18 protein-coding genes are annotated in these 17325 nt (G+C 71.6%); 15 read left to right on the top strand and 3 right to left on the bottom strand.

Annotated features, from left to right (window positions below):
- Positions 1–111 precede the first annotated feature (111 nt).
- Positions 112–666 (bottom strand): 2-oxo-4-hydroxy-4-carboxy-5-ureidoimidazoline decarboxylase, encoded by a 555-nt coding sequence (locus tag ACIRPU_RS22630; protein ID WP_403869982.1) that lies wholly within the window; start codon positions 664–666, stop codon positions 112–114.
- 249 nt (positions 667–915) lie between these two features.
- Between ACIRPU_RS22630 and ACIRPU_RS22635 the strand changes: the two genes are divergently transcribed.
- The 9 genes from ACIRPU_RS22635 (at position 916) to ACIRPU_RS22675 (ending at position 8911) form a co-directional block, all read left to right on the top strand.
- Entirely contained in the window at positions 916–2523 is a 1608-nt protein-coding gene (locus ACIRPU_RS22635; protein WP_403870129.1) for a glycoside hydrolase family 20 protein, read from the top strand.
- A 52-nt stretch (positions 2524–2575) separates the two neighbouring features.
- A complete protein-coding gene (locus ACIRPU_RS22640; RefSeq protein ID WP_403869985.1) occupies positions 2576–2992 on the top strand; it encodes a DUF4328 domain-containing protein in 417 nt (138 codons plus the stop codon).
- Between the two features lie 91 nt (positions 2993–3083).
- Positions 3084–3638 carry a hypothetical protein gene (locus ACIRPU_RS22645; protein ID WP_403869988.1) on the top strand — a complete coding sequence of 185 codons (555 nt, stop codon included), beginning with the start codon at positions 3084–3086 and terminating at the stop codon, positions 3636–3638.
- A 94-nt stretch (positions 3639–3732) separates the two neighbouring features.
- Positions 3733–4185, top strand: a complete 453-nt coding sequence (locus ACIRPU_RS22650; protein ID WP_403870132.1) for a hypothetical protein — start codon at positions 3733–3735, stop codon at positions 4183–4185.
- A gap of 179 nt (positions 4186–4364) precedes the next feature.
- Complete coding sequence (locus tag ACIRPU_RS22655) at positions 4365–4997, top strand: RNA polymerase sigma factor (protein ID WP_385559772.1); 633 nt, start codon at positions 4365–4367, stop codon at positions 4995–4997.
- A 94-nt stretch (positions 4998–5091) separates the two neighbouring features.
- Positions 5092–5985, top strand: coding sequence for a hypothetical protein (locus tag ACIRPU_RS22660; RefSeq protein WP_403869991.1), 894 nt, complete (start codon positions 5092–5094; stop codon positions 5983–5985).
- Between the two features lie 292 nt (positions 5986–6277).
- Positions 6278–6937 carry an RNA polymerase sigma factor gene (locus tag ACIRPU_RS22665; protein ID WP_403869993.1) on the top strand — a complete coding sequence of 220 codons (660 nt, stop codon included), beginning with the start codon at positions 6278–6280 and terminating at the stop codon, positions 6935–6937.
- The gene (locus ACIRPU_RS22670) at positions 6937–8118 is read left to right on the top strand and encodes a hypothetical protein (protein WP_403869996.1); all 1182 of its coding nucleotides are present in this window, start codon (positions 6937–6939) and stop codon (positions 8116–8118) included. Before ACIRPU_RS22665 ends, ACIRPU_RS22670 begins: the two co-directional genes overlap by 1 nt.
- Before the next feature lie 289 nt (positions 8119–8407).
- On the top strand, positions 8408–8911 hold the full coding sequence (locus ACIRPU_RS22675) for a hypothetical protein (protein WP_403869999.1): 504 nt from the start codon (positions 8408–8410) through the stop codon (positions 8909–8911).
- Between the two features lie 58 nt (positions 8912–8969).
- Here the strand turns inward: ACIRPU_RS22675 and ACIRPU_RS22680 are convergent, their stop codons facing one another.
- Complete coding sequence (locus ACIRPU_RS22680; RefSeq protein WP_403870002.1) at positions 8970–9821, bottom strand: L,D-transpeptidase family protein; 852 nt, start codon at positions 9819–9821, stop codon at positions 8970–8972.
- A 278-nt stretch (positions 9822–10099) separates the two neighbouring features.
- Here ACIRPU_RS22680 and ACIRPU_RS22685 point away from each other — a divergent pair, with 278 nt between their 5' ends.
- Complete coding sequence (locus ACIRPU_RS22685; RefSeq protein ID WP_403870005.1) at positions 10100–11680, top strand: methylmalonyl-CoA mutase; 1581 nt, start codon at positions 10100–10102, stop codon at positions 11678–11680.
- Between the two features lie 100 nt (positions 11681–11780).
- Entirely contained in the window at positions 11781–12353 is a 573-nt protein-coding gene (locus tag ACIRPU_RS22690) for a Uma2 family endonuclease (protein WP_385559932.1), read from the top strand.
- On the opposite strand, the gene ACIRPU_RS22695 is transcribed toward ACIRPU_RS22690, so the two are convergent.
- The gene (locus ACIRPU_RS22695; protein ID WP_403870136.1) at positions 12350–13687 is read right to left on the bottom strand and encodes an FAD-dependent monooxygenase; all 1338 of its coding nucleotides are present in this window, start codon (positions 13685–13687) and stop codon (positions 12350–12352) included. The genes ACIRPU_RS22690 and ACIRPU_RS22695 overlap by 4 nt on opposite strands.
- A 101-nt stretch (positions 13688–13788) precedes the next feature.
- Between ACIRPU_RS22695 and ACIRPU_RS22700 the strand changes: the two genes are divergently transcribed.
- The 4 genes from ACIRPU_RS22700 to ACIRPU_RS22715 all read left to right on the top strand — a co-directional run bounded on the left by ACIRPU_RS22700 (position 13789) and on the right by ACIRPU_RS22715 (position 17313).
- Complete coding sequence (locus tag ACIRPU_RS22700; RefSeq protein WP_403870008.1) at positions 13789–14439, top strand: TetR/AcrR family transcriptional regulator C-terminal domain-containing protein; 651 nt, start codon at positions 13789–13791, stop codon at positions 14437–14439.
- Positions 14440–14553: 114 nt separating this feature from the next.
- Positions 14554–15582, top strand: coding sequence for a glycosyltransferase family 2 protein (locus ACIRPU_RS22705; protein ID WP_403870011.1), 1029 nt, complete (start codon positions 14554–14556; stop codon positions 15580–15582).
- Positions 15572–16048 (top strand): GtrA family protein, encoded by a 477-nt coding sequence (locus tag ACIRPU_RS22710; RefSeq protein ID WP_403870014.1) that lies wholly within the window; start codon positions 15572–15574, stop codon positions 16046–16048. The genes ACIRPU_RS22705 and ACIRPU_RS22710 overlap by 11 nt, the downstream gene beginning before the upstream one ends.
- Positions 16045–17313, top strand: a complete 1269-nt coding sequence (locus ACIRPU_RS22715) for an NAD(P)/FAD-dependent oxidoreductase (RefSeq protein ID WP_403870016.1) — start codon at positions 16045–16047, stop codon at positions 17311–17313. The genes ACIRPU_RS22710 and ACIRPU_RS22715 overlap by 4 nt, the downstream gene beginning before the upstream one ends.
- Positions 17314–17325: the final 12 nt, after the last annotated feature.

The raw sequence follows: 17325 nt of genomic DNA on the forward strand, positions 1-17325 counted from the left end.
AAACTGGCACGCGTATGGGTGAGCGCCGGAGGCATCCGGGGTGGGTTGGGCCGTTATGCGCCGTCCGTGGATCCGGCGTGGCCGCTCGCGCCCGACGGCGGAGCGGGGAGGTCACAGCCCCGCGGCCCGGACCGAGCCGGTCAGCCGCTGCCTGGCGAGGCGGCGCAGCTCCTCGGCCGCGACCACCCGCTCGTCCTCCGGATCGTTTGTCAATCGTGACCGGATGCCTTCCAGGAAGCGGTCCAGCGCCTCGTCCGCCGGGACACCGTCGAGGCAGATGACGAACGCGTGTCCGAATCTGGCCTCGTAGGCCGCGTGGGCCGCGTTCAGCGCCATGTGCGCCGCTCCGTAGGCGTCCTCCGGCAGTCCGGGCAGGGACTCCGCCGCCAGGGCCTCCGCCAGATCGGCCGGGCTCAGGTCGTACGCGGCCTCGTCGGAGGCGGCCAGGAGGGCGTCGAGCGTCGGATACGGGCGGTGGTCGGCGATGCGACGGGCCCAGCGGAGGCTGCGGAGACAGGCGAGGAGGGTGCGGTGCGCCTCGTCGACGGGGGAGGCGTTGAAACCGTCCAGCGGACGTGCGGGTGAGGTCCGGGTCTGCGCCGGTATGGCGAGGGAGCCGGAGAGAGGGGAGAGACGGTGCGCAGGCAGCGTGGATCCTCGCGTCACGTGTGATGTGGCAGGGGATGCAGTGAAAGGTGTGTCGACACGTTATCGAGAGCGGTCAGGACGTGTCTGACCGATGCCTGAATTTCACCCGAACGAGAGAGTTTCGGAACGTGTCGTGGACTCCGTCACGCCGGGCTCGGCGCGCTTCGGGCGGCCGGGGGTCGTACGGTTGGCGGAGTGAGCAGGCACAGGCATCGGCGCCGGGCGCCGCAGAGGAAGCCGCACCAGCAGGTCGTGGCGCGGTCGCTGCTGGCGGGTGGGCTGGTCGCCGCGCTCGGCGTCGGACTCGGCGTGTGGGCCTCGGCGGACGACGACGGCACGACACCCGCCGGATCGGCCGCCTCCCGGCAGGCCGCCGCGAGGACGCCCGGCGCCGGTGACACCGGCGCCGCCGCCGCGCAGGCCGCCACCCCGACGCCCAGCCGCTCCTACGCCCTCTCCACCACCCCCCGCACCATCCCCGCCGTCGGCTCCCACACCCCGGCGCGCGGCCCGGGGTGGAAGCCGCAGTCCACCCGCCGGGTGGTGGTGAGCGACGCGGACCTCGCCGACGAGGGCCGGCTGGTCGCCGGTGAGCTGGGGCTGACGTACGCCGGGGAGAAGGACGACGTACGCGCCGGCGACCTGCGGCTGGCGCTCAACGACGACGAGGGCGCGAACCCGGAGTCGTACACCATGACCGTGCGCGGCGGGCGGGTCACCATCAGCGCGCCCTCCGACGCCGGAGTCTTCTACGGCACCCGCACCCTCAAGCAGGAGGTGCACTCCGGCGGCAGCGCGCCGGAGGGCGTCGTACGCGACCAGCCGGCCAAGCCGCAGCGCGGGTTCACGCTGGACATCGCGCGCAAGCACTTCACCGCGGCCTGGATCGAGGACCGGGTGCGCGAGCTCGGCGACCTCAAGTACAACCAGCTCGGTCTGCACTTCTCCGACGACCAGGCCTTCCGGATCGAGTCCTCCAGCCACCCGGAGATCGTCTCCAGCCTGCACCTCACCAAGGCCGAGGTGAAGAGGATCGTCGCGCTCGCCGCGAGCCGCCACATCACCGTCGTGCCCGAGATCGACTCACCCGGGCACCTGGGCGCCGTCCTCGCCGCCCACCCCGAGCTCCAGCTGCGCAACGCGAGCGGGGTGGCGACCCGCGGGGCGATCGACATCTCCAAGGACGACTCCGCGAGCCTCCTCGACGACCTGCTGGACGAGTACGCCGACGTCTTCCCCGGCAGCTACTGGCACCTCGGCGGCGACGAGTACCAGGCCCTGACGGTGTCCAGCCCGGCGGCCTCCTACCCCCAGCTCGCCGCCGCCGCGACGGCCCGGTACGGCTCCGGCGCGGGCGTCGCCGACCTCACCACCGGCTGGCTCAACGACCGCGCGGACACCGTCCGCGCCCACGACCGCACGATGCGGGTGTGGAACGACGGCTTCTTCCGCGGTACGTCGGTCAAGCCGGCCTCCGACCTCGTCGTCGCCTACTGGACGGGCAAGGAGATCGGGGCCCGGCCGCCGGTCGAGTACCTGAGCGCGGGGCGCAAGATGCTCAACTACAACGACGAGTACCTGTACTACGTCCTCGGCGAGCCGAACGACTTCGCCTACCCGACGGGCCGGCGGATCTACGAGCAGTGGACCCCGCGGGTGCTGCGCGGCACGACGCCGGTGGCCGCGAAGTACGACGCCCAGATCCTCGGCGGCTCCTTCTCGGTGTGGTGCGACCTCGCGAACTCGCAGACGCAGGACCAGGTCGCGGCCGGCGTCCGGATGCCGCTGCGGGCCACCTCGCAGAAGCTGTGGGACGCCAGGACACCGGCGCTGACCTGGACGCAGTTCACGGCGCTGGCGAACAAGCTCGGTTGATTTCCGGTGTACTCGCGGCGCCGGTAGCCGTATGTTCCGCGTGCTGCCGTGCGTGAGGCTCAGGGGAGAGCCCGGCGCGGCCTTCACACACGGACGTCGGGGGAGCCCCGGCACCCCCTGGGGCCGGCCCCGGCCGCACGGGCCGGTCAACGCCTGGTGGGCGATGTGGATCGTCTCGCTCCTCGCCGACCGGACAGGCCTCCGGTCGTACACCGAGGCGGGGACGGCCGCGGAGGTCCACGACGCCATGACCCAGGTGATCTTCGCGGACCTGGCCGACCTCGTCGCGGCCGCCCTCGCGATCGCCTTCGTCCTACGGCTGACGGGGATGCAGAACGAGAAGGCGCTCCAGGGTCCCGGCGCGGTACCGCCGCCGCCGGTCGGCGCCTTCGGCGGGGTCGGTGGCACGGGCGGGGTCGGTGGAGTCGGTGGCGCGGGTGAAGCCCGTGGCTTCGGCGGAGTTGGCTGAAAACCCCTGGCTGTGACACTCCTGGCCCGTCGCACGCAGTAAGGGGAAGTGTGGGCTCCGTAAGGTCGGTGCCCTGGCGAGGGAGGCGTGGATGAGCCTGGTGGAACTGATCGCTCAGGCCGACGAGCGCGGACTGGCTGCCAGCGGGCTGGCTTGTTTGGATCGGTGCATACCCCTGCTCGGGGGCGACGACGAGACCTTGCGGCCGCTGTGGGGCAACCTCACGGAGGACTCCGAGGCCGCCGACTGGGGCGAGTTGCTGGAACAGGTGCGCGGCAAACTGGCGTCCGCCGCGGAGGAGGGCGACGAGGCCGAGCTCCTCACCCGCCGGATGCTGGCCGCCGCTCCCGACGACCGCTCCGCCGCCGAGGTACGGCTCTGGGCCGACGCCTGCTCCGTCGCCTCGCTCCAGATCCACCGCCTCCTCGACCCGACGTCGGACGCCTCTCCGGTCGACTCCCGCCGGGAAGGCCGTACCGAGGGCATGTCACCTCTCGTCGCCGCCGAGCTGCGCCGCCAGGTCACCGTCCTGGAGGTGCTCGCCGGTCATGGCGTGGGCGGACTGCGCCGGGCCCTCGAGGTCTCCACGGAGGGGCGCCGGGTGCTGCGCGCGGTGGTCTCGCGACGGGCTCGTGGACGAAGGTGAGCGGAGTGCGGGGGAGGTGGGTCGGTCCTGCGCCGGTCTTGGAAAGGCCCCGAATATGAGTGACACAACCCGCTCCGACCTCGCTCTTCCTGATGTGACGCGTAGGACGACCGACCAGACAGACCGGACCGACCAGACCGACCGGACGAACCCGACGGGCCGGACCGACCAGCCGCCCCGCCCCTCCGCCGCCGCGAAACCCGTGCGCTGGGCGGCGGAGGCGGTGGCCGCCGCGCCCGACGCCGTACGGCCCCACCTCGACCACTCGGCGCCGAGCCTGTGGCGCGTCGACCGGATGATCGAGGAACTGCGGCGCGAGGGCCCGCCGTACAACGCCGTGGCGAATGTGCTGCGCGGGCTCGGCTCCTACGCCGGCGAGGTGATCGTCCGGCAGACCGGCGCCGAGTGGTGGGGCTCCGCCGGCGACCACTGGGTCCGCACCCCCGACGGCCGCCTCTGGGAACCCCTCGACGAGGCCCGCCGCTGCTTCGGCGGCCACGGCTCCCTGCGGCTGCTGTGCCGGGACGCGACGCGGGGGAAGCGATAGCCGGCAGCGGGAGCGCGGCGGGGCCCGCCGCGCCCGGTGGGCCCGGCGGTGGATTCGTCCGCTGTGACACTTCTGTGGGGTTCGACGCTGAGGACCGTGGGGGGCGTGGCCGTGTTCGGACCCGGGGTCCGACGGGGGAGTCGCGCGCCGGAACGAACTCCGTACGAACGAGGACAGTCTTGGGCCAGGGAGGGGAACCCCGGCGCGCGCAGGCGTACGACGGGGAACTGGGCGCGGCCGTGACGCGGGCCCAGGACGGCGACGAGGCCGCGTTCGCCGTGGCGTACCGGCTCGTGCAACCGGGACTGCTCGGCTATCTGCGGGGGATCGTCGGCGACGAAGCCGAGGACGTGGCCTCCGACGCCTGGCTGGAGATAGCCCGGGACCTGGGGCGCTTCAAGGGCGACGGCGCGGGGTTCCGCGGCTGGACGGCGACCATCGCCCGGCACCGGGCCCTCGACCATCTGCGCCGGATGCGGGTCCGGCCCCGGTCCGCGGTGCTGGACCAGGACGTCGTCCTCGACCTGGCCGGCCCGCACAGCACCCATGACGAGGCGCTGGAGTCGCTCTCCACCGGGCACGCCCTGGAGCTGGTCCGCGGGCTGCCGCGCGACCAGGCCGAGGCGGTGCTGCTGCGGGTGGTCGTGGGGCTGGACGGCCCCGCCGCGGCCCGCGTCCTCGGCAAGCGCCCGGGCGCCGTCCGTACGGCCGCGCACCGGGGACTGAAGCGGCTGGCCCGCCAGCTCGGCGCCGCGGGCGAGGGCGAAGGTGTGACGGATGGCGGCCCCCGAACGCTGGGGGAGTCGACATGAACGGCGAGGGCTGCGGACCGTATGGATCAGTGGCGGGCCCGGCCACCAGGTCGAACGGCCTGATCGGACGGACGGGACAGAGGCGGAAACGGACATGGGTGAACGGCTGAACGACGGCGCGGGCCACAGCCGTCGGCGCGCACACCCCGTGGACGCCGCCGACGACGACGAAGCCCCTGCCGCCGCCGGCGCACCGGGGATCGCGGCAGCCACGCTGGAGGCGCTGCTCGGCCAAGCCCTGCGCGACCGGAGCGCGCACGGGTCCGGCGACCGCCCGGACGCCGACAGCGAGGGCGAGCGGCGGGCCGTCGCCGCCTTCCGGGCCGCCCGGGACGCGGGTGCGCACCAGGCCCGTACCCGGCGCCGGGACGACTGGCGGCCCCGGGCCCGGCGGCACACGGTTCGCTCGCTGCGGGCCACGCTCTCCGTGCTGGTCGCCGGCCTGGCGCTGGGCGGGGTCGCGTTCGCCGCCGTCGGCTCCTCCACGGACGACGTCGCCGGTGGCGCGGGGCGTCCCGGACCGTCCGCGACCGCGTCCGGGTCCGGGTCCGCCGGCACGGCCTCCGTGAACCCGCGGCCGGCCGCCCCCGCCGACCGGGACCGTCCCGCGAGCGCCGAGGACACCGAAGCGCACTGCCGTGCCTACGAGAAGGTCCGGGGGCGCGGCAAGGCGATGGACTCCACGGCCTGGCAACGGCTCGTGACGGCCGCGGGCGGCGAGAAGAACGTCGTCGCGTACTGCCGGGCAGCGGTAGCCGCGTCGGCGTCGGCAGGGGGCGGACCGAAGGCCGGCGGAAGCCCGAAGGCCGGCAAGGCTCCGGAGGCCGACAAGACCCAGCGGGCCGACAAGACCGAGCAGGCCGGGAAGACGCCGAAGACTGAGACGACCGAGAAGACCGAGAACGCCCCGAAGGCCGGGGAGTCGCCCAACGCCGGGGGGTCGCCCAAGGCCGGGAAGACCGCCGGGAGCGGGGCCGAGGGGCAGTAATCGGTTGCCGCCAAAGCAACGGCCGAGGCCGCCACCCCCCACAGGAGAGGCCCCGGCCGTCGCGCGGCACGGGCCGCGCGGCGGCCCGTACTCCCTACAGCGCCATGAGTGCGTTTTCTGTCACACCCCGAGCACGCCCGCTCGCGTCACGAGTTAGTTGCATGTTCTACGGACATGGACGTGCGGCGGTTTCAGGTCGTAACGTGCCTTTCGCGCCGGACGGCCAAGCGGCAGACCACCGCAACGACCTGCGGTCCAGAAAACCGTGAATCATCGACCGAGGAACCACGACGTGGGGGACGACGCGGAGCTGACAGCCGCGGTGCTCGCGGCACAGGACGGGGACGAGACCGCGTTCCGGACTGTGTACCGCACGGTGCACCCGCGGCTGCTCGGGTACGTACGCACGCTCGTCGGTGATCTCGACGCGGAGGACGTGTCCTCCGAGGCCTGGCTCCAGATAGCCCGGGACCTGGAGCGGTTCAGCGGCGACGCGGACCGCTTCCGCGGCTGGGCCGCCCGGATCGCCCGCAACCGCGCGCTGGACCACGTACGCATGCGCGGCCGGCGCCCGGCGACGGTCGCCGACGAGACCGAACTGACCGGCCGGGCCGCCGAGTCCGACACCGCGGGCGAGGCCATGGAGGCGCTGGCCACCGGCCGCGCCCTGGACCTCATAGCCCGGCTGCCGCAGGACCAGGCCGAGGCCGTCGTGCTGCGGGTCGTCATGGGCCTGGACGCCAAGACGGCCGCCGAGACGCTCGGCAAACGGCCCGGTGCCGTCCGTACGGCCGCGCATCGCGGTCTGAAGAAGCTCGCCGAACTGCTGGGCGAGGACCCGGAGACGGCCCGCGGCCTCGACGCGCTGCCGCCTCAGCGAGAACCGCGCTCGCGCGCGGTGACGTCCGCTGGTGTGACGCATACGCGCGCGCGGACGCAGAAGGACATGTGATGGCCGACAAGCGGGACAGGTGGCTCGATCGAGAAACGGCGGAGCGTCTGCTGCGCGGTGAGTCACCCGACAACGCTGTCGACGCCGCCGCCGGGGAAGAGGCCGAGCGGCTCGCCCGGGCCCTCGCCGCGCTCGCCGCGCCGGCCGCCGAGCCCCTGCCCGCCGACGAGGAACTCCCCGGTGAGGCCGCGGCCCTGGCCGCCTTCCGCAAGGCCCACGCGGACCGCGCCGACCTGGCGGGACGTGCCGCTCTCGCCGCTCCGGGCACCGGTGCCCCCGGATCCGAGGGCGGCACCGCGCCCGCCGTCGCCGGTCGGCCCCGCGTCACGTCCGCCGCCGACGCGGGACTGGTGCGCATCGGCGGCCGGGTCCCGCAGGCCGGACGTCCGGCCCGGTGGAGCCGGCCCGCGCGGCTGGGGCTCGCCGCCGCGCTCGCCGCCGGGATGGTGGGCGGGATCGCGGCCGGGACGGGTGTCCTGCCGACCCCGTTCGACGGCGCCGAACCCGCCCGACCCGTGGCATCCGTCTCGGCCCCCGTGGTCCCGGACGAGCGCCCGCGCGTCTCACCCACGCCGGACGCCTCGGGCGGGGACGCGGACCCGGCGACACCGGACGGCGGTACGGGCGCGACCGGCCGCGAGGACGCCGGGAACGGGAGGACGGACGGCGCCCCCTCGGCCACCCCGGGCCCCGACGGCACCTGGCCGACCGGCGTGACCTCGTCCTGCCGTGAGCTGAGCGCGGGCCGCACCCTGGACACCGGGCGCCGCCAGACCCTGGAGCACCTCGCGGGCGGCCCGACGCGTGTGCCGAAGTACTGCGCGGGCGTCCTCGGCGGCACCGCGGGAAACTCCCGAGGCGACGACCGCACCCCGTACGGCACGAGCGGCCGGGACTCCGGAAAGAACCAGAGCGACCGCGGCGGCCGTGGAGGCGCCACGGGCGACAGGTCCGGGTCGGGCGACAAGGGCGGTTCCGACGACGACGGCGACGACGACGGTGGTCGTGATCGTGATCGTGACGGTGACGGTGATCGGGGTCGTGGTCATGGCGGCCGAGGCGGCGGCCATGGCGGCGGTGACGGCGACAACGGCGGCCGGGACGGCAGCGGCTCCGACCGCTCGGGCGGCTCTGGTCACTCCGGTCACTCCGGCGGAAGCTCGTCCTCGCACCACCGCTGACCTGCGAGTTCGATGATCGCCGAAGTTTTTTCGCGCAGGGTGTGACGTTTTCGGCGGCCGGAGCGCAGTAACAAGTGAGCCGACTGGTCATCGGCCCTTGCACAGAGCCGGGGTTCCCCCCGTACTTCCGGCTCGTGCGCTCGGCGCGGGCGGGACACGTTCCCCCGGTCCCGCTCGCGCCCCACACTCGACACCGTAGGTGAATCCCATCGGAGGGCCGGCGCGGGTGTCGAATTTTCTGGACTGGCGGAACAGGATGCTGCAAGCCGTCTGGCGGCAAGGGGATCCCATGTCGGAGGAGGTGCTGACATGGATGTCCGAGGTGCATGATGAATTCGGCGAAATATCCGGAGATGAATTCTGCGAACTTTGGACCACGCGAACCTTCTCCATGGCGAGATCAGCCCTTGAGGTGATCCAGAAGTCGGTGTTCGACGAAACCGGGAAAAGGGTTGACGGGGAGGAGTTTTGCTACGTCAATTATTTTCGCGACCCGGAATTTGGGCCGGCCGGTGTAGTTCGCTTCAAGTCCGCAGAAGTCTCGACGCCGGATTGGGCGGAAGTTCTGGGCGTCGTGGCGGAAGGGGTGCAGGAATTTGTCATGGATTATTACGCCACAGTCTGGCCCGCCTGTGGCCGCCATTCCTTCGGCCTGCACGTTGATTATTTCGATGAGACTGCGGTTTGGAAATGCAATGGAGGGCCTGAAGGTGGTCATGTGGTGAGGGCGCTCGATCCTTCGGCCGACAGGAGCGTCGTGCGGTCCAGCACTATCGACAGGCCTCCTGTGTAGGAGAGTTCGCCGCCGCTCTCCGGCCGAGCGCGCCGGCCGGCCCGGCACGGGTGCCTCCTCACCACGACACGACGACCTTGTCGCCGTTCCGCACCTGCGCGAAGAGGCTCGCGATCGCCGTCTCGTCCCGCACGTTGACGCACCCGTGCGAGGCCCCCGCGTAGCCGCGGGCGGCGAAGTCGGCCGAGTAGTGCACCGCTTGGCCGCCGCTGAAGAACATCGCGTACGGCATCGGTGAGTGGTAGAGCGTGGACACATGGTCGCGGGACTTCCAGTAGACGTGGAACACGCCTTCCCGGGTGGGTGTGTACTGCGAGCCGAAGCGGACCGACACCGTCATCAGGGTCCGGCCGTCGACCATCCAGCGCAGGGTCCTGGTCGTCTTGTCGATGCACAGCACCCGCCCGGACAGGCACCGGGCGTCGGGCGCCGCGGCCGGTTGGCCGCCCATCGCATACAGCTCCCACTGCCCGGGTTCGTGCGTCATCCCCAGCAGTCGCTGCCAGGTGACGGTGTCCGTCCTCCCGGTCGTCGGCAGCCCGCGCTTGCCCTGGAAGCCCTTCACGGCCTGCTCGGTGCGTTCGCCGTACGTTCCGGTGGGTCCCTCGAAGAGCCAGGCGACCTGGCGCAGCCGGGCCTGGAGCTCGCGGACGTCGCGTCCCTTGTCGCCGCGCGACCACAGGACGGCGGCAGGCGGGACGCTGGTGGCCGGGGTTCTGGTGGCCGGGGCGCCCGGCCTGTCGTCGGTGGTGGTCCGGGCCGGGGCCGACGCCGAGGCCGTCCGGCCGACGTCGGCGGAGGCGGGCGGGCGTGCCGCCCCGTCCGCGCCCGGGGTCCGCACGCTACAGCCGCACACCGTCATCAGAGCCGCCGTGCCGGCCAGGACGGCGATCGATCTCCGCATCCGCATGCCTGAGATGTTCCCCCCGGATGACGGCTCGCGAACGGACCGGCATTGTGGTGACCGGCACCGCGGACCGTCTTGTGAGGAAGGTCCCAGCGTGGTCCTCTGCACGGGGCGCACGCGCGCCGATACAGTCCGTCGGACGGTCGGACCGTACTGGCGGGTAACCGATGGACGTCGGCAGGCGACCGGCAAGTGACCCGAGTGGTCGAAGAAGTGGCCGAAGAAGTGGCCGAAGAAGTGGTTGAAGCAGCGGGTATTGCTCAGCGGGAGGCATCACATCCATGGCGCGTGAGTCGGAGTCCGGACTGCCCATCGAGCCGGTGTACGGGCCGCAGGACCTGGCGGGCTGGGACCCGGCCGAGCAGCTGGGCGAGCCGGGCGAGTATCCCTTCACCCGGGGCGTCTACCCGTCGATGTACACCGGCCGCCCCTGGACCATGCGCCAGTACGCGGGCTTCGGCACGGCGGTGGAGTCCAACGCCCGCTACCAGCAGCTGATCGCCAACGGCACGATGGGCCTGTCGGTCGCCTTCGACCTGCCCACCCAGATGGGCCACGACTCCGACGCCCCGATCGCGAGCGGCGAGGTCGGCAAGGTGGGCGTGGCCATCGACTCGGTCGAGGACATGCGGGTGCTGTTCGGCGGGATCCCGCTGGACAAGGTGTCGACGTCGATGACGATCAACGCCCCGGCGGCCCTGCTGCTGCTCATGTACCAGCTGGTCGGCGAGGAGCAGGGCGTCCCGGCCGACAAGCTCACGGGCACGATCCAGAACGACGTGCTGAAGGAGTACATCGCGCGGGGCACGTACATCTTCCCGCCGAAGCCCTCGCTCCGGCTGATCGCCGACATCTTCAAGTACTGCAGGACCGAGATCCCGAAGTGGAACACCATCTCGATCTCCGGCTACCACATGGCGGAGGCGGGCGCGTCCCCGGCGCAGGAGATCGCCTTCACCCTGGCGGACGGCATCGAGTACGTCCGTACGGCCGTCGCGGCCGGCATGGACGTGGACGACTTCGCGCCCCGCCTGTCCTTCTTCTTCGTGGCCCGTACGACGATCCTCGAAGAGGTCGCGAAGTTCCGCGCCGCGCGCCGGATCTGGGCGCGGGTGATGCGGGAGGAGTTCGGCGCGAAGAACCCCAAGTCGCTGATGCTCCGCTTCCACACGCAGACGGCCGGCGTCCAGCTGACGGCCCAGCAGCCGGAGGTGAACCTGGTCCGGGTCGCCGTCCAGGGCCTGGCCGCGGTGCTCGGCGGCACCCAGTCCCTGCACACCAACTCCTTCGACGAGGCGATCGCGCTCCCCACGGACAAGAGCGCGCGCCTCGCCCTGCGCACCCAGCAGGTGCTGGCCTACGAGACGGACGTGACCGCGACCGTCGACCCCTTCGCGGGCTCCTACGTCGTCGAGAAGATGACCGACGACGTCGAGGCGGCGGCCGTCGAGCTGATGCGCAAGGTCGAGGACCTCGGTGGCGCGGTCGCCGCCATCGAGCACGGCTTCCAGAAGTCCGAGATCGAGCGCTCCGCCTACCGGATCGCCCAGGAGACCGACTCCGGCGAGCGGGTCGTGGTCGGCGTCAACCGCTACCAGCTCGACACGGAGGAGCCCTACGAGCCGCTCCGCGTCGACCCGGCCATCGAGGCCCAGCAGGCGGAGCGCCTCGCGAAGCTGCGGGCGGGGCGGGACCAGGCGGCGGTGGACGCCGCGCTGGACGCCCTGAAGAAGGCCGCCGAGGGTGAGGACAACGTCCTGTACCCGATGAAGGACGCGCTGCGGGCGCGGGCGACGGTGGGCGAGGTGTGCAACGCCCTCCGGGGGGTCTGGGGGACGTACGTGCCGTCGGATGCGTTCTGAGCTGGGCGATTCCTCCGAATGGGTGATCGGGGGCGGGAAACGCCCGTCCCTGGTTACGCTCGTGGAGGCTGTTCCCGATAAGGAGGGTGCCGTGGCTGTGATGCTGCACGAGTCGTCGCTCGCTGATGCTGCCGACCGGCTGTGGGAGGAGCTGCCCGGGCACCGGGTGGAGATCCTCAACGGGAGCATTGTCGTGACACCGCCGCCGGATGGGCCGCACCAAGTGACACTGTCCTGGCTGATCGTGGCGTGCCACGAAGCCGGAGATCGGCAGGCGGGGCTGAGAACGGTCGGGGGAATCGGCTTGTGGTTGCCGACCGGGCCGGACGATTACGCCGTGCCGGACCTGTCCGTGGTGGACGCAGACTTCCACGACGCGCTCGTCGAAAAGAACTGCTATGCCCCGCATGTCTTCCGCATGGTGCTGGAAGTGACGTCCTCCAACTGGACCAATGACACAGCCACCAAGGTCGACATCTATGCCAGGGCCAACATCCCGGTCTACCTCATTGCCGACCGCAAGCATGACCTGGTCCTCCTCTATCAAGACCCGGTAGACGGCAAATACCCCGACCCCGTCCGCTACCAGCGAGGCCAGGCCGTCCCCGTCCCCGAGTCCGTCGGTGTGGCGCTCGACCTCTCCGTCGACACCCTCCTCGACGGCGACGACTAGCCGAGGCCGACCCGTGCGCGGTAGGACGCGAGGCCGTCCTCCGTGTCGCCCGCCCAGCCCACATAGCCGTCGGGGCGGACCAGGAACAGCCCGTCCTCCAGGCTCAGCAGGGTCCAGTCCGGGCCCCTGAGCCGGTCGAAGAGGCGGACGCCGTCGATCGTCAGGTCCGGTACGCGGTCGCCGGCGGACAGCGGGCCGGGGTTCTCCCGGGTCTCCTCGCTCAGGGACGCATGCCGGTAGTTCAGGCCGAGCTGGCGGGTCGCGGCACCCCGCTTCGCCTCCTCGCGGTGGATCGCGGTGGAGAGGCCGAGTACGTGTTCGGCGATGGGGCGGCGCTCCTCCTCGTAGGTGTCCAGCAGAGCCTCCGGCGCCCGCCCGCTCAGGACCGCGCCCAGCTTCCAGCCCAGGTTGTACGCGTCCTGGACGCTGGTGTTCAGGCCCTGGCCGCCGGCCGGGGAGTGCACGTGGGCCGCGTCGCCGGCCAGGAAGACCCGTCCCTCGCGGAAGCGGTCCGCCAGGGCGGCGCGCGGGCGGAAGTCGGACATCCACAAGACCTCTGTCACCCTCTCGGGCGCGAGGTGGGTGCGCTCGGCGACCAGCTTGCGGACGCCGTCCAGGGACAGATCCGGATCCGTCCCCTCGGGAAGCCGCGCCACCAGCTGGAACTGGTCCGTCCCGGCCAGGGGGCACAGCGCCAGGAAGCCCGAGTCCGGCCCGCTCGGCGGGAACAGGTGCCACCACGTCCGGTCCAGGCCGGGGATCCGCACGTCCGCCACCAGGGCCGCGTCCGGGTCGAGCGTCTCGCCCGTCATCTTGACGCCCAGCGCGCGGCGCACCGCCGAGCGGCCGCCGTCCGCGGCGACGGCGTACCGGGCGCGGACCGGTACGCCGGAGGCGAAGTGCGCCGTCACGCCGTCCCCGTCCTGTTCGAGCCGCACCACCTCACGGCCGAAGGCCACGGTCCCGCCCAGTTCCGTCAGCCGTGCCAGCAGGATCTCCTGGTTGCGCCACTGCGGGATCATCCACGGGACGGTGAAGCGGCAGCCCTCCTCGCCGTCCTCCATCGGGTCGAACATCGCGTGCTCGCCTGCCTGCTCGCCGTCCGCCCAGACCATGCCGACCGGGTACGCGCCACCGGCGGCGAGGATCTCGTCGAGGACGCCGAGATCCTCGTAGACCTCCATCGTGCGCGGCTGGAGGCCCTTGCCGCGTGAGCCGGGGGCGAGGGTCTCGCCGCGTTCCACCACCAGCGCGTCCACTCCGCGCCGGGCCAGGTCGATGCCGAGGGCGAGGCCGGTGGGGCCCGCGCCGACGATCAGGACGTCCACGTCCACCTGCGCGGTCGCCTTCATGGGTGTGTCCATGAGCTCTCTCCTTAACGCTGTTAAGTGCTGTCGTTCACGAGAGTGGCCTTAACGGCGTTAAGCTGTCAAGTGTGAGTACCGAACGACGCGCCCCCCTCGACCGCAAGCGGGTCGCGGACACCGCCCTCAGGCTCCTGAACGAGACAGGGCTCGACGGGCTGACCCAGCGCGCCATCGCCCAGGAGCTGAACGTCAAGGCGCCCGCCCTGTACTGGCACTTCAAGGACAAGCGGGCCCTGCTCGACGAGATGGCGACCGAGATGTACCGGCGGATGGTCGCGGGCGTCGCGCTCGACCCCGCCGACACCTGGCAGGACCGGACGCGCAAGGTCAACCACGGGCTGCGCGCGGCGCTGCTCGCCTACCGCGACGGCGCGAAGGTCTTCAGCGGCTCCCGCTTCACCGGCACCGAGCACGCCGTGCAGATGGAGGAGAACCTGCGCCTGTTCACGGCCGCCGGCTTCACCCTCGCCGACGCCGTACGCGCCTCGTCGACCGCGTACGCGTTCACCGTCGGGTTCGTCACCGAGGAACAGGGCGTGCACCCGCGGCCGGACGAGCGGCGCGAGGGGTTCGACGTGGCGGAACGCGCCCGGCTGCTCGCCGAGTTCCGGCTGTCGGCGAAGGCGGGCGCGGAGCTCTTCCAGAACTACGACCGGCAGTTCGAGGAAGGCCTGGAGATCGTCGTGGCCGGAATCGCCGCACGCTACGGGGTCCCGTAGCCGAACTCCGGCCGACCGGCCGGGGTGCGCGCGGGGAACGTATGTCGATTCACCGCATTGCACCACTCATCGTGCGTTCGTGGCGCGTTCACATCCTGCCCATAGCTTCACCGAATGCCTGACATATCCAGCCGGGTGCAGGAGTCCCGCGTGCCCCGCCAGCGGGGTGGCGCCGCGCTCGTCTCTTATGTACTGCCCGTCTTCGACGAACAGGACGGGATCCGCCACTTCCACGAGGAGCTCGTGGCGGCACTGCGCGAACGCCCCGAATACACCTATGAGTTGGTGTACGTCAACGACGGCTCCGCCGACGGCACGTCGCTCATCCTGGAAGACATCGCGAAGAACGACCGGCGCGTCCGGGTCGTCGACTTCGCACGCAACTTCGGCCACCAGATGGCCATCACGGCCGGTATCGACGAGGCGCGCGGCGATGCCGTGATCGTCATGGACACCGACCTCCAGGATCCGCCGAAGGTCAGCCTCCGGCTGATCGACGCCTGGCGGGACGGCGCGGAGATCGTGCACGCCCGTCGGCGCAGCCGTCAGGACACGCTGTTCAAGCGGGCCACCGCGCACGCCTACTACCGTGTGCTGCGGTCCTCCACCGATGTGGACATCCCGCTCGACACCGGCGACTTCCGGCTCATGGACCGGCGCGCCGCCGACGAGCTGCGACGCTTCAGGGAGCGCAGCCGGTTCGTGCGCGGCATGGTCGCCTCGATGGGCTTCCGGCAGAGCGAGGTGCACTTCGACCGCGACGAGCGGTTCGCCGGCGAGACCAAGTACCCGCTGCGCAAGATGGCGCGCCTCGCCATCGACGGCCTGACCGGCTTCTCCACCGCCCCGCTGCGGATGATCACCAAGCTGGGGTTCGCGGTGCTCGCGTTCTCCCTGATCGGCATCTGCTACGCGCTCGCCATGAAGCTGCTGCGGCCCGAGATCACGGTCTCCGGCTGGACGATGCTGATGGTCGTCGTGCTGTTCATGGGCGGTGTGCAGATGCTGTCGCTCGGTGTGCTGGGCAGCTATATCGGACGCACCTACAACGAGGTGCAGGGGCGGCCCCTGTACACCGTGCGGCAGGTCATCTCGCACGACCCGGCGGAGTCCGCCGGTGACGACACCGGCCATGGCGACTGAGGACATGGTGCGGAACGGCACCGGCACCGGCACCCGTACGGACGCCGGCGCCCCGGCGGACGGCGACACCCCGCAGGGCGCCGACGGCCGCACCCGCGACCTTCGGCAGCTGATCACCTACGCACTGGTCGGCGGCAGCGGCGTCCTCCTCGACCTGGGCGCTTTCCTGCTGCTCTACAACGTGGCCGGCCTGCACGAGCAGGTGGCCAACGTGCTCTCCACCAGCCTCGGCATCACCAACAACTTCGTCCTGAACGCCCTGTTCACCTTCGGCAAGCGCGACCGTCTGCTGCTGCGCTACCTGCGCTTCTACGCCGTCGGCCTGACCGGTATCGCCCTGACGTTCGTGCTGCTCGCGGTGTTCTCCCGGGGGCTCGGCGTCGATCCGAACCTGGTGAAGGCCGGCTCGCTGCCGCTGGTGCTGGTCTTCCAGTTCGCGCTCAACAGAAAGTGGAGTTTCGCATGAATCTCGGCGTCATCGGCGCGGGAGCGACCGGCCTCACCGCCGCGTACGACGCGGTCAAGCAGGGTCACGCGGTCACCGTCCTGGAGGCCGCCGACGAACTCGGCGGGCTCGCCGCGTCGATCCCCGTCGGGGGAGTGCCGCTGGAGCGCTACTACCACCACATCTTCCGCAGCGACCGCCGGATGATCGAGCTCATCGAGGAGCTGGGCCTGGGCGGCGACCTGCACTTCCACAAGACCACGACCGGGGTGTTCCGGGGCGGGAAGACGCATCCCTTCAGCACACCGCTGGAGATGCTGACCTCCCCGCTGTACGGACTGCCCGCCGGCGTCCGCTTCGGTCTGTCCTCGGCGTGGCTGAAGGTCGTGCGCGACGGGGAGAAGTTCAACGACCGCACCGCCCTGAGCTGGCTGCGCAAGTGGGCCGGTCGGCGCGCCACCGAGGCGGTCTGGGAGCCGCTGCTGCGCGGGAAGTTCGGCGAGCGAGCCGACCAGGTGTCCATGGCCTGGCTGTGGGCGCGGGTCCACTGCCGCACCTTCGAACTCGGCTACATGGACGGCGGGTTCGAGCGGGTGTACGCGACGCTCGCCGACCGGATCGCCGAGCGTGGCGGCAAGGTCGAGTTCGGCAAGCGGATGGAGACGATCCGTCAGGACGGCGGCGACGGGCAGGTCACCGTGCGCACCGCCGACGGCGCCTCGTACGTCTTCGACCATCTGATCGTCACCACTCCGCAGCCCGCCTTCGCCAAGGCCGCCGACGCGCCGGCCGACGACGCTGTCTGGCGCAACCAGTACCTGGGCGCGACCTGTTTCGTCCTGGAGCTGGACCGCAGCGCCATCCCGTACTACTGGCTCAACATCAACGAGCCCGACTTCCCCTTCCTGGCGGTCGTCGAGCACACGCAGATGATCGACCCGGCCCAGTACGGCGGCCGTCACATCCTCTACGTGGGCAACTACGTCGAGCGCGACGACTGGCGCTTCACCGGCGAGCCGGCCGAGCTGCTGGAGCGGTTCCTGCCGTGGCTCAAGCGGGTGAACCCCGAGTTCGACCGCTCCTGGATCCAGGACTGGCACTTCTCGCGGGCGCCCTTCGCCCAGCCCGTGGTCACGCCCGAGTACAAGGCGCTGATCCCCGGCCACGAGACCCATCTCAGCGGGGTGACGCTCGCGACGATGGCGCAGATCTACCCGCAGGACCGGGGCCAGAGCTACTCGGTGGAGCTGGGTCACAAGGCGGCGCGCATCGCGGGCGTCGCCTGACGCGGCCTGCCG

The organism is Streptomyces sp. NPDC102259, assembly GCF_044766465.1.
GTDB lineage: Bacteria > Actinomycetota > Actinomycetes > Streptomycetales > Streptomycetaceae > Streptomyces.

Excerpts from the sequence above, each read along its gene's own strand:
- ACIRPU_RS22645 (WP_403869988.1), top strand. The coding sequence starts at position 3,084 with ATGAGCCTGGTGGAACTGATCGCTCAGGCCGACGAGCGCGGACTGGCT.
- ACIRPU_RS22660 (WP_403869991.1), top strand. The coding sequence starts at position 5,092 with ATGGGTGAACGGCTGAACGACGGCGCGGGCCACAGCCGTCGGCGCGCA.
- ACIRPU_RS22670 (WP_403869996.1), top strand. The coding sequence starts at position 6,937 with ATGGCCGACAAGCGGGACAGGTGGCTCGATCGAGAAACGGCGGAGCGT.
- ACIRPU_RS22675 (WP_403869999.1), top strand. The coding sequence starts at position 8,408 with ATGTCGGAGGAGGTGCTGACATGGATGTCCGAGGTGCATGATGAATTC.
- ACIRPU_RS22680 (WP_403870002.1), bottom strand. The coding sequence starts at position 9,821 with ATGCGGATGCGGAGATCGATCGCCGTCCTGGCCGGCACGGCGGCTCTG.
- ACIRPU_RS22685 (WP_403870005.1), top strand. The coding sequence starts at position 10,100 with ATGGCGCGTGAGTCGGAGTCCGGACTGCCCATCGAGCCGGTGTACGGG.
- ACIRPU_RS22690 (WP_385559932.1), top strand. The coding sequence starts at position 11,781 with ATGCTGCACGAGTCGTCGCTCGCTGATGCTGCCGACCGGCTGTGGGAG.
- ACIRPU_RS22705 (WP_403870011.1), top strand. The coding sequence starts at position 14,554 with ATGCCTGACATATCCAGCCGGGTGCAGGAGTCCCGCGTGCCCCGCCAG.
- ACIRPU_RS22710 (WP_403870014.1), top strand. The coding sequence starts at position 15,572 with ATGGCGACTGAGGACATGGTGCGGAACGGCACCGGCACCGGCACCCGT.
- ACIRPU_RS22715 (WP_403870016.1), top strand. The coding sequence starts at position 16,045 with ATGAATCTCGGCGTCATCGGCGCGGGAGCGACCGGCCTCACCGCCGCG.